The organism is Kitasatospora griseola (genome assembly GCF_044999035.1).
Lineage (GTDB): Bacteria > Actinomycetota > Actinomycetes > Streptomycetales > Streptomycetaceae > Kitasatospora > Kitasatospora griseola.
Genome location: NZ_CP173360.1, coordinates 1588313 through 1600955 on the forward strand (window position 1 = coordinate 1588313; position 12643 = coordinate 1600955).

A 12643-nucleotide genomic window follows, 5' to 3' on the forward strand; every position below is an offset into this window, starting at 1 on the left:
CATCAGGAAAGCCGGAGGTTGATTCACGTGGTCAATCCAGGAGCTGTACCGATTTCATCCCGAAGTATCCCACCACCGGGGCGCAGTTGTCGCAGGGCGCCTTGTATTCGCCGTAGCCCGGAACCCGACCGCCCGTGCTGTCCTTCAGAGCCCCGGTCTCCAGCGGGCGGACGAATGCCTTTCCGAGGATTCCCCTGGCGTACTCCATGGCCCTGCCCACGGCAACGGGATCGTTCATGTTGATTCCCGGGAAGCGACCGCCGACCTGTTCGAGAATGTCCGTCATCACGGACGGCTCGGCGCACTTGCACCGCGTGTTCGGATTGCCTGCCGGATAGCTGTCCCAACCCAGCTCCCTCTTCACGCGATCGTACGCCGGGTCCCCTTCCTTGCCGTAGGCGAATTTGACGAGCGGGTGGACGTGCTGCGGAGCAGTCTCACCGGCCAGGCCCTTCGTGCTGCTCGCGGTGACGATCAGCAAGCGCCTGGCGCCCGACTGCCCGTCGATGTACAGCCCGGAAGCCACGCAGCCGGGCCGGAACTTGTCCCCCGCGATGCCGTTCGCCATGGCGGACCCGGAATCGTTCATCACGTCGAAGGCTCCCTCGATGCTGACATTCATCAGCTTCTTCGGGGTCTCCTTGTAGTAGTAGCCCTTCTCCCCGGATTTGACGCGTGTGTACCTTTGCGGTGCCTCGAAGGGCGCAGGATCGGTCTCACCTGCGTAGCCGCTCGCGAGGGCCTGTCGCGCCGCATCGTTGAGACCCTGCTCGTGGGCGAGCCGCTCACCCTCCCACTTGAGGTGCTCGGGGTCGCCGTCCTTGTGCTTCTGACGATCCTCCAGGAGCTCCCTGTTCTCGCTCAGCCGGTTCCGCTCGTCGAGCAGACGTTCCTGCTGCCTCAGCTGCTCCTGCTGCTTCTCAGGCTTCGACGCCGAGTCCTTCAGCTCCTCAAGGACGTTCAGCTGCTCCTTCAACCGGGCCTTCTGGTCGGCGGAGTGCCACTTCCCTTCGCCGTCGCGCTGCCCTTCCAGCCACTTCTGCTTGTCCGCCAGCCACTTGCCCTCGTCGGGCGCGCCGGTCTTCGCCTTGAGCTCCGACTTGGCCTGTTCGGCGCTCCACTTGTCCAGACGTTCCCGACGGTCGGCCAGCGCCTTCAGCCGGTCCTCCGGCCAGTTGTCCCGCTTGGCCTGCAGCTCCTGCTCCGTCAGCCGGCCGTGCTGGTCGACGAGCCACTCGCTCTTGTCGAGCCACTTCTGCCGCTGGTTCAGGGACTCTCGGGTCTCGCCGAGGGCATGCTGGTCGGCGTCGACCTTCTTTCGCTCGGTGTCGAGCCTCGCCTGCCGCCCGTCGAGCTTCTTCTGGTCATCGGCAACGGCCTTTCGGGAATCCGCCCCGCCTTCCCTCCGCCGCTTGGCCAGCGCGGCGCGGTCTTCGGCCAGCTTGTCGCCGTCCGCCACGAGCTTGTCACGGCGTGCGTCCAGCTCCGCCTGCTTGGCGTCGAGAGCACCGTGCTCCTGGTCCAGCAGCTTCTGGTCCTTGATCAACGTCTCGCGGCGGACGTCCAGTTCACCCTTGACCGGCGGCTTGTCGCCCTCGCCCGGAGCCTGGTCCTGCTTCTGCTTCTCGGCTGCCCGTTCGGCCTGCCCGTCCAGGGCCTCGTGCCTGGCCATCCGATCGTGCTGCTGGGTCAGGCGCTCCTGCTGTCCGGCCAGGCGCTCCTGTTGTTGCTCCAGCCGCTCCTGGTGCTCCTCCACCCGGCGCTGCTCGGCCTCCAGCTGCCTGTTGTTCGAGGTGAACCGCTTCTCGGCGAGCGCCCACTGCTCGTCGGCCAGGCCCTGCTGCTGCTTCCGCAGCTCGCTCTGCCTACCGGCCAGATCGTCCTGCTGCGCGGTCACCTTCTGCTGTTCGGCGAGCCGCTGCTTCGTCCGGTCCGGCAGATTCGCCAGCCCCTCCTCGGAGGTGTGCTGCTTCTCCCTTGCCGTCTGCTCCCGCTTCCGCTGCGCCACCGCGGTCCGGTCCGCCTCGGCCTTCTTGGCCATTGCGACGGCGTCCGAGACCGAGTTGCCCTGACGGGAGTTCCCGCCGACGCCGGCGGGCTGCGCCGGCACGGAGTGGTCGCCGGGCGACTGGCTCGCGGGGTGCAGGGGTGCGCGGTCCGGGGTCAGCGGGATGGCGAAGAGGCCGCCCTCGCCGGCGTACAGCGGCTTGTCGCTCACGCGGCCCAACTGCGGGTCGCTGTAGACGATCTGGCCCTCGTGGTTCATCGCGTGCCAGGCGTGCGTACGCCCGTCGCTGTCGCGGCTGGTGATCACGGCCTGCGAGCCGTGGCCGCTCTCGCGCAGCATCTCCGCCAGCTTGGCGTGCCCGTCCGGGCCGGCGCCCAGGTGCTCGAACTTGGCGCCGAGCGACTGCTCGGCGCGGTCCCGGCCGCCCTTCTCGCCCAGGCCGTTGCCCTCCAGGCGCGGCGCGGCCACCGTCGGGTGGCCGTTGACCGTGTCGACCATCGCGAGCGCGGCGTCCAGGCAGTTGTTCTTCTGGTTGGCCGTGTGCGGCTCGCCGCCGTTCAGCTTCTTCAGCCAGTCGCCGACCCGCGGGTCCGGGTGCCGCTGCGGCGTGCCGTCCGTGTTCTTCGGAACCGCGTCGTGAAGCTCCTGCTGCTCGTGCGCGGACGGCCGCTTCAGCCCGCCCTCGACCTCGAACGGCCGCCCGTCCGAGGCCGGGTGACGCGGACCGCCCTCGTGCTGCGGCTTCCCGGTGTTGTCGTGCTCGTTCCCGGGCCGGTGGTCGGCGGTGCCGCCCTCGTGCTGCGGCTTCCCCGTGCTGTCGTGATCGTTGCCGGACCGGTGGTCGGCGGTGCCGCCCTCGTGCTGGTCGTGCTGCGGCCCCTGGCCCGCCACGTGCTCGGAACTCCCGTGCGGCGTCTGCGCGTCGGGGTGCACCGGGCCGAGTCCGCCCGGGTTCGCCGGGGCGGACTGGTGGGTGGCGTCGGCGTGCTGCGGCGGTGCGCCGGCCGGGGAGTGGTTCGAGGGGGTGGGCAGGTAGCTGAGTCGGACGTCGTTCGGGTCCGTGCTGCCGCTCGCCCGGTTCGGCGCATTGTGCGGCGTCCCGGAGCCGTCGGTCAGGTGCACGGCCGGGAGTTCCAGCAGGTCGGCCGTGCCGGGGATCCGTCCGGTACCGCCCGGGCCGGTCGTGGAGTGCGCGTGGCTGGCGCCGACCACGACCAGGTACTTCCCGTTGCGGGTGGCGTCCGAGGTGATCGCGTCGTGGGCGTACGAGTTCATCAGGCGGGCCCGCTCGTGGGTTCCGCCGTCCTCGTTGATGGTCCGGGCCGGGTATCCGTCCACCGCACGGACCTTGACGTTGTTGGCCTTCGCGGCCTCCAGCATCTCGGTCAGCTTGGCGGTGTACTGCTGGTCGTACTTCGCGGCCGCCGCCTTCAGGGTCGGCGGCATGGGCCCGTCGTGGCGCGGGTCGAAGTACGTGTCCAGGTCGTGCTGGACGGCGTCGTCCCGCAGGGCCTCCAGGTAGACGGTGTCGACCCCACTGGCCTTCAGCTGCTGCATGTTGTCACGGAGGAACGGCCAGGTCGCGGCGTTGGTGTGGCCTTCGCCGATCACCATGCCGGGGAATCCGGCGTCGTCGCCGTGGCCGTTCAGCAGGCGGTCCACGCCGTCCATCGCGGAACTCTGGTCGTGGAGCTGCCTGCCCACCCGCTCGCCGTCGATCCAGGTGCCCTTCTCCTGGTTCTGGTCCGCGAGGTCCTTCAGCAGCTGCCGGCGCTCCTCCTGCTGCGCCATGGTCTCCCTGGAGCGGTAGTCCAGCTTCGCGGCCTCTTCGAGCACCTTGTTGCCCGTGTAGGCGAGGGCGTCCGGGCCGATGGCGTTGCGCAGCGGCTCCCGGATGTGCTCGCCGACCTTGGGTTCGACCAGCGTCATCGTCGCCGGGTCGACGTAGGCCTTGAAGGTGTGGTCCTTGATCTTGGCGTTCGGCTTCCCGCTCGCCGTCGAGCCCGCCGTCTGGTGGGTGTTGCCGTCCTTCACCGGCAGGTGGTTGCTGACGTTCTTCAGTTCGGGCGACAGGTCCGACTTGAACTTGTTCGCCAGGGCCTTCCCGGCGTGCGCCGCCTTGTTGTTGCTCGGCGGGTAGACGAGAGACGGCCCCTCCGGGCTCTGGTGCAGCAGCTTCTTGCCCTCGGGGGTGAGCCCCTGGTCGGACAGCAGCGACTTCTTCGGCCCGGACAGCCCGGCCGGCTCGGGATCCGGCCGCAACCCCGCCGGCGCGCTGTCGGGACGTGGCGAGGCGGCGTCGTTCGACGGCGTACTCGGCCGCGAGCCCGGCGGAGTGTCGAACGGCGTCTCGAACGGGTTGTGTGCCGACGACGTCTCGGTGTGCGCCGGACCACCGTGGTTCGACTGCGACGGCACGTGCGGGGGCGCGGGCGGAGCCGACGGCGGCCCGCTGTGACTCGGAGCGACGTGCGGCGGCGCGGGCGGAGCCGACGGCGGAGCACCGTGGCTGGACGCGACGTGCGGGGGCGCGGGCGGAGCCGACGGCGGCCCGCTGTGACTCGGGGCGATGTGCGGCGGCGCGGGCGGGGGCGGCGGCGGGCCGGCGTGGGTCGACGGGGCGGGCGGCGGCGTGGGCACGGCGCCGCTGTTCGAGGACGAGGACTCCGGCCCCGGGGTGCCGGTCGGCGGCACGTGCTCGTTGCCCGCAGTGGCGTCGGCCTTGGCCGCGTGTGCCTCCAGGAACGCCTTCGCGAAGTTGTTCCGGGCCTTGTTGTCGCCGGCGTAGCGCCCGGAGTCGAGCTCCTCCTTGATCCGGCCGAACAGCTCCCTCTCGTTGGGCGTGCCGTGCTGCGAGAGCTGCTCGGCCGCCTTCCAGTAGTCCTCCGGCGGCACGCGGAACTTCTTGAAGCCCGGGTCGGCCTCCTTGAGCGCGCCCTTGGCGACGTCGGCGGCCTTGCTGGACAGCCCGCCCTGCCCGTCGGCCGGGACGTACTCCTTGCGGAGGTTGCCGCCCTCGCCGACGAACTTCGACTCGTTGGTGAAGATGTTGTGGTACTCGATCAGCGCGGGGTTGGTCGTCGACTTGTCGATGCCGAAGCCGTCCAGGACCTGCTTGTGGTGGCCCAGTTCGTGCTGGATCACGTGTTCCTGGTTGAACCCGCCCACTGCGGTCGACTGGTTGACGACGAGGATCCCGGGGCGGCCGTCCTTCGGGCCGATGTAGGCGCCTTCGCCCATGCGGCGGACGAAGTCGGTGGCGGAGCTGTGGTCGCCGGTCCGGCCGCCGTCGATGTGCCCCAGGGTGAGGTCGAGCGTCTCCGACGGGAGCTTGTCCTTGCCGACGACTCCGCTCGCGTAGTCCTTGAGCGGTGTGGAGACGGTGGCGCCCTCCGGCACGAACACCATGACCGGGAGGCGGTCCTCCGGGATGCCCAGCGTCCGGCCGTAGTCCGCCATCCGCTCGGGGGTGGGGACGTGCGCTTCGGTGAGGTCCGGCACGTCGTCGGTGGCGCCGGGCGAGTCGTCCGGCCGGTGCTCCTCCGGGTTCGGAGAGGTGTCGGAGTTGTCGGAGTCCTGCCTGGTCTCGACCGGGTGGTCGTCGGCGCCCTGGTGGAGGTCCGGGTGCTCGGTGGGGTGGAGCGGCGCGCGGTCGGGGGTGAGCGGGACGGCGAACAGGCTCTTCTCGCCGCCGTACAGCGGCTTGTCGCTGGTGCGGCCCAACTGCGGGTCCGCGTACACGATCCTGCCGTTGTGGTTCATCGCGTTCCAGGCGTGCGAACGTCCCTCGGCGTCGGTGCTGATGATCACCGCCTGCGCACCGTGACCGCCCTCCAGCAGCGTCTTCTGCAGCTTGGCGTGACCCTCGTCGCCCGCGCCCAGGTGCTCGAACTTGCCGCCGAGCGCGTGCTCGATCCGGTCCCGGCCGCCCTTCTCGCCGTGCCCGTTGTCCTCGGTGCGCGGAGCCGCCGGCGTCGGGTGCCCGTCGTAGGTGTCGACCAGCGAGAGCGCCGCGTCCGCACAGTTGTTGGCCCGGCCCGGCGTGCCCGGACCGTCCCCGTTCAGCTTCTTCACCCAGTCGCCGGCCAGCGGGTCCGGGTGCCGCTCCGGCGACCCGTCCTCCTTGTGCGGCACCGCGTCCTGAAGCTGCTTCAGGTCCTGCTCCGACGGCCGCTTCAGCCCGCCCTCGACGTCGAACGGCCGCTCGTCGGTGGCCGGATGACGCGGCCCGCCACCCTCGCGCTCCGTCAACGACCGCTCGTGCGGGGGCTGTTGGGTCGAGTCGCCCAGACCCGCGGGGGTCTCCGAGGGACGGAGCTCGGACGGGCCGGCGTGCTCGTCCCCGAACGGGTTCGAATGCTCGGACGTGGGGCTGTTCCCGGTCGACGGGGCGTGCTCGTCCCCGAACGGGTTCGAATGCTCCGACGTCGGGCTGTTCCCGGTCGACGGGGCGTGCTCGTCCCCGAACGGGTTCGAGTGCTCCGACGTCGGGCTGTTGCCCGTCGACGGGGCGTGCTGGTCGCCGAACGGGTTCGAATGCTCCCACACCGGACGGTGGGTCGGCGGAACCTCCGGCGGGGCGCCGACCGGCCGCTGCGCGAACGGCGGCGGAACCTCCGGCGGACCACCCGCAGGCCGCTGCGCGAACGGCGGAGGAACCTCCGGCGCAGCACCCGTGGGCCGCCGGACGAACGGCGGCGGAACCTCCGGCGGGGCGCCGACCGGCCGCTGCGCGGACGGGGGCGGAACCTCCGGGGCGGGCCCTGCGGGCTGCTCCACGTGCGACGGCGCAGCCTCCGACGCGGCGGCGGCAGCAGCCGCTTCGGCAGCCGCGGCGGCGGCCCGGTCCTGCGCCTTCAGGTGCTCGACCAGGTACGCCTTCGCGAAGTTCTGCTTGACCTGGGGGTGGTCGGAGTAGGGCTTCCTCCCGGCAGCGTCCGCGATCTCGTCGAACAGCCTCTGCTCGTTCGGATTCTTGGGCATCCCCTCGACCGCGGCCCAGTACCGGCTGGGGGGGAAGTGGGCGTCCTTGTCCAGGCCCAGGTGTTCCTTGACCTTCGCCGCGTCTCCGCTCGACAGGCCGCCCTGCCCGTCCACCTTCTGATAGGTCAGACGCGGCTTCTTGCCGTCCTCGTGGAACACCACCTCGTTGGTGAGGATGTTGTGGTATTCGATCAGCGCGGGGTTGTTCTGCGACTTGTCGATGCTCCACTGGTCGAGCGCCTGCTTGTGGTGCCCGAGCTCGTGCTGGATCACCTGGTCCTGCGGGAACCCGTCCTTGATGTTCATCCGCTGGTTGACCACCAGCACGTCGGGGGAGCCGTTCGCGCCCTTGACGTAGGCCCCGCCGCCCTTGCCGGAGATCGCCACGGCGGCCGGGGTCGTGTCGTTGGCCTTCAGCCCGTCGATCTTTCCGATGGTGAGCTCGCCGCCCGCCTTCGACGGCGGGCCGACCCACCCCTCCTTGAACTCGGAGAACTTCGTGGAGACGGTGGCACCGTCCGGCACGAACACCATGACCGGGAGCTCGTCCCGCGGAATCCCCAGCGTGTCGGCGACCTGGTGGATCTCCTCCAGGCCGGGAATGCGCCGCCTGTCCTCCAGGCCCTCGTACGGCGACGGAGTGTCGTCCTCCCAGCCGCTCGGCTCGGCGTCCGGGCGCGGATCCTCGGAATTCGGGGACTCCTCCGACTCCGGCCGGGACTCGTGGTCGGTCTCCGACTCCGGCCGGTGCTCGGTCTCCGGCTTCGGGGTCGCTTCGGTCTCCGGCCGGTGCTCGGTCTCGGGCTTCGAACTGGCCTCGGGCTTCGGCCGGGTCTCGGCGTTCGGGGCCGTCCCCGGCTTCGGGGCGGTCTCCGGCTTCGGAGCCGTCTCCGGCTTCGGGGCGGTCTCGGTGCGCGGGCCGCCCTGGTGGTTGCCGCTGTTCGCCGCGGGGTTGGGACGGTCGGTGGGGTGAAGGGCGGTGCCGTCCGGCTTCAGCGGGACGGCGAACAGGCCGCCCTCGCCCGCGTACAGCGGCTTGTCGCTGGTGCGGCCCATCTGCGGGTCGACGTAGACGATCCTGCCGTCCTGGTTGACGGCGTTCCAGGCGTGCGAGCGGCCTTCGCCGTCGGCGCTGATGATCAGCGCCTGCGACCCGGGTCCGCTGGTGAGCAGCGTGTCCTGCAGCTTGGCGTGCCCGTCCGGGCCCGCGCCCAGGTGCTCGAACCGGCCGCCGAGCGACTGCTCGATCCGGTCCCGGCCACCCTTCTCGCCGGCGCCGTTGTTCTCCACGCGCGGCGCGGCCGGCGTGGGGTGACCGTCGTAGGTGTCCTTGAACGACAGGGCCGCGTCGGCGCAGTTGTTGTTGCGGCCCGGCGCCCGGTGGCCGTCGCCGTTGAGCTGCTTGACCCAGTCGCCCTCCGAGGGGTCGGGGTGGGTCTTCGGCTTGCCGTTCGCGTCGTGCGGGACGGCGTCCTCGATCCGCTGCCGGTCGTGCGCGGTGGGCTCCTTCAGCCCGCCGGGCTTGTCGATCGGACGCTTGTCCGTCGCGCGCGGACGCTGCTCTCCCTCGTGCTCGGTGGCGGGACGCTCGTGCGGCTGCTGCTCGTGCGGGGTCGTCGGCCCGTTGTGCTCGGTGGGCTTCGGGGAAGAGGCGTGCTGCTGCGCCGGCGCGGGATGCGTCTCCGGCGAGGTGCCGCGACCGCCGCCCGGGCGCAGCGTGCCGCCACCGCTGCCCTGCTGGTGGTTGCCGACGGTCCCGCCGGTGTTGGCGGGCCGGGGCGCGGCGGAGGTGGCCGGCGCGTCGGGACGTGCGCCGCCACCACCGGCGTGGCTGCCGCCGCCACCGACCGGACCGGGGGTGAAGCCGGCCCCGCCCATCGGCGGAACGGCGGTCTGGTTCGGGCTCTGCGCACCGGAGTTCGGCCCGGTGTCGCCGAGTCCGTCGGGCATGCCCTGGCCCGGGACGGTCGCCGCGTCGGGACGCGGCAGGGTCGCGCTGCGGGCACCGTCGAGGTGCGTGCCACCACCGCTGCCACTGCCGCCGCCGTGCCCGGACGACGACGCCGCACCCGCGAGGTGCGCCGCACCGCCCAGCACGCCTGACAGGTTGGGCACCGGCCCTGCGGCGGCCGGACGCGAGGTGCTGTCGTCCCCGGACGGATGGACGGAGTCCCGGTCGTTGGCCGAACTCTCGCGTCCCGCGGAGGAGTTGTCGTGCGCGGGACGGCTCGGCTCCTGGCTCGACAGCGGTTCGTGCGTCGCCGGCCGAACGGCCTGCGGCTCCTCACGGACCGGCGCACCGGACTCCCGCGAATCCGGACGGACCGTCTGCCCCTCCGCCTCGTGCCGAACCGGCTGCTCATGCACCGGCCGACTCGGCTCCTGCCCCGACAGCGGTTCGTGCGTCGCCGGCCGAACGGCCTGCGGCTCCTCACGGACCGGCGCACCGGACTCCCGCGAATCCGGACGGACCGTCTGCCCCTCCGCCTCGTGCCGAACCGGCTGCTCATGCACCGGCCGACTCGGCTCCTGCCCCGACAACGGCTCGTGCGTCGACGGCCGCACCGCCTGCGGCTCCTCGTGCGCGGGGCGCGACGGAGTCTGCTCGGCGACCGGCTCCCGGGTCGGCCGGGTAGCCTCGGGCTGCTCGTGGGTCCGGCCACCGCCGGCCGACTGCTCGTGCGCCGGCGGAGCCTGCTCGTGGCTCCGTCCGCCACCGCCGGTCCCCTCGGAGTGGGACGGCGGGGCGTCGCCGCCGCTGCGGCCGGAGCCGAACGGGGACAGGCCACCGACCCTGGACTCCCCCGAACCCGAGTTTCCGCCGCCCGAGTGGGAGCTGCTGGGCTCGAAGCCATCCGAACGCGACTTGCCGCCGCCGGAGTTGGAGCTGCTCGGCTCGAAACCGTCCGAACGCGACTTGCCCCCGCCGGAGTTGGAGCTGCTCGGCTCGAAACCGTCCGAACGCGACGTGCCGCCACCCGAGTTGGAGCTGCTGCTGCTCTCGCCGGACGGGCCGTGGTAGGAGCTGCCGCTGTCGCCGGAGGACGTGTCGGGCTTGGTGAACTTCGGCGGGCCGTCCTGGCGGCCGCCCTCGCCGGGGCCGACCGGGCCCGGGATGTGCGGGGCGTCGCCGGGCTTGGGCGCGGGCGGGTGCGCGCCGGGCCTGGTGGCCATGTGGCTGAGGCCCGCGCCCGCGCCGCCGGAGAGGCCGGAGCCGAGCAGCGAGGAGGTGTCCACCTTGCCGGTGGTGATGTACTGGGTGGCGGCGTCCGCGCCGACACCGGTGGCCGCGCCGATGGCCATCTTGCCGCCGGCGGAGTTCGCGAGGTTGCCCAGGCCCATCTTGCCGGCCGCGCCGCCCAGGCCCGCGCCGATCAGGTGACCGGCGGCGCCGCCGATCGCACCGCCCTTGGCGTTGTCGCCGACCTCCTTCCAGTCGATGCTCTTGCGGTGGCCCTCGGCGAGCTCGATGCCCTGCGCCATCAGGTTGATCGCGGCCATCTGGGCGGCCTGCTTGGCCGCCATCTTGACCATGTCCTTGAGCAGGGTCTTCAGCGTCGTCTGGACGAACGCGCGCGCCGCCGCGATGAAGCCGGGGACCTGGAGCATCGACGCACCCGCGGTGATCGGCGCCTCGGCCTCGGCGGTCGCCAACTCGAAGGCCAGGATGCCGAGCTGAGCGACGATCTGGATCTTCGCCGTCTCCGCCGAGTTGGCCACCTGCTCCAGCATGTCGCCCATGCCGTCGAGCGCCTTGATGGTCGCGGTCAGGCGGCCCGGGTCGTCATCGGTGCCCTTGCCCACGGTGTACGTGGCCCAGTACTTGGTCAGCGCCTCGGCGGCGTTGCCCTGCTGGCCCTCCACCGCGCGCTTGATCGCCGCGTCCACGCCCTGGCCGGCGTCCTTCAGCGTCTCCGCCGCCTTGCGGCAGTGGTCGGCCATGTCGCGGAGCTGGTCCTCGTCGGCTTCCGGCCAACGGCAGCCCGCGAGCAGCAGGAGCACCCACTGGAGGGGCTCCGGGAGTTCGACAGCCATGGGTCAGTGCCTTCCGTTGGGGCGGGTCATGCCGGGGGTCATCGGGACGTGCACGGGCCCGGTGGGCGCGGTCGGCGGGGCGCCGGGCGCGGTCGGCTGCCCCTGACCGTCGTCCATGCCGGAGAACGCGGCGACCGTGCCGTCCTCGGCGTCCTCGTAGTTCGAGGCCATCTGCTTCAGGCCGCCCGCGATGTCCGCGATCTCCTTGGACAGCGACTGCAGCGTCTTCAGGGTGTTCTGGCTGTACAGCAAGTAGCCCTTCTCACCCTCGGCGAACTGCTTGCCCGACTCGTCCTTGCCCCACGGGATCTGAGCCTCCATCGGCGGGAGGTAGGACGTCATCGAGGCGGCCAGCGAGGCGATCTGCTCCGACGCGGCGAGCACCGGCGAGACCGCCGCCTTGTACTGCTCGGGGCTCACCACGAACCCCTGCCCGGCCTTGCTCGTGTCCGAGCCCGACCCGGAACCCGAACCGCCGCCCGCCTTGGTCCCGTTGGCCGCCCCGGCCCGCTGCCCGGCCTCCGTCGACTGCCGCGGCACTCCCTCCTCGAGCGGAGTCCCCCGCGACTTCAGCGCCGCCGTCTCACCCCCACCAGCCGGACTCAGCGGCTCACCGGCCGTCGCCGGCACCCCTTCTCCGAGCGGAGTCCCCCGCGACTTCAGCGCCGCCGTCTCACCCCCACCAGCCGGACTGAGCGGCTCACCGGCCGTCGCCGGCACCCCTTCTCCGAGCGGAGTCCCCCGCGACTTCAACTGCCCGGCCTCGGCGGGCATCGCCGGGATCGTGTCACCCAACGGCATGCCCTCCGACGCCTTCAACCGCGCCGTCTCCGCAGGCATCGCCGGGATCGTGTCACCCAACGGCATGCCCTCCGACGCCTTCAACCGCGCCGTCTCGGCAGGCATCGCCGGAATCGTGTCACCCAACGGCACACCCTCCGACGCCTTCAACCGCGCCGTCTCGGCAGGCATCGCCGGAATCGTGTCACCCAACGGCACACCCTCCGACGCCTTCAACCGCGCCGTCTCCATCGGTTCCCCGACGGTCGTCCCGACCCGGTACGCGGGCATCTCGTCCGGTGCGAGCCATCCGACCTTCGCCGCCTCCGAGATCGGCGAACCACCATCGAACCGCTGCGCAGGCATCACATCCGGCTCGAACCGCCCAACCTGCACCGCCTCCGTAAACGGCGAATGCCCCTCAATCCGCTGAGCCGGCATCACATCCGGATCCGCCCACCCCACCCGCGCCGCCTCCGACACCGGCAAACCACCATCGAACCGCTGCGCAGGCATCACATCCGGCTCGAACCGCCCAACCTGCACCGCCTCCGTAAACGGCGAATGCCCCTCAATCCGCTGAGCCGGCATCACATCCGGATCCGCCCACCCCACCCGCGCCGCCTCCGACACCGGCAAACCACCATCGAACCGCTGCGCAGGCATCACATCCGGCTCCAGCCAGCCCACCCGCGCGGCGTCGCCGAACATCGGCGCCGCCACGCCGATCCGCTCACCTTCGGGGATGCGCACGGTGTGCGCGGGTTCGACGTCGGGGTCGAGTGCGAACCAGGGCACGTCGTTGCTCATGGAGGTTCCTTAGTGGGTGCGGATCGG

2 protein-coding genes are annotated in these 12643 nt (G+C 71.7%); both read right to left on the reverse strand.

Annotated features, from left to right (window positions below):
- Positions 1-31: 31 nt before the first annotated feature.
- On the reverse strand, positions 32-11026 hold the full coding sequence (locus tag ACI1MP_RS07485) for a toxin glutamine deamidase domain-containing protein (RefSeq protein ID WP_404868102.1): 10995 nt from the start codon (positions 11024-11026) through the stop codon (positions 32-34).
- A 3-nt stretch (positions 11027-11029) separates the two neighbouring features.
- Positions 11030-12616 (reverse strand): WXG100 family type VII secretion target, encoded by a 1587-nt coding sequence (locus ACI1MP_RS07490; RefSeq protein ID WP_404868103.1) that lies wholly within the window; start codon positions 12614-12616, stop codon positions 11030-11032.
- Between the last annotated feature and the right edge of the window lie 27 nt (positions 12617-12643).

Excerpts from the sequence above, each read along its gene's own strand:
- ACI1MP_RS07485 (WP_404868102.1), bottom strand. The coding sequence starts at position 11,026 with ATGGCTGTCGAACTCCCGGAGCCCCTCCAGTGGGTGCTCCTGCTGCTC.
- ACI1MP_RS07490 (WP_404868103.1), bottom strand. The coding sequence starts at position 12,616 with ATGAGCAACGACGTGCCCTGGTTCGCACTCGACCCCGACGTCGAACCC.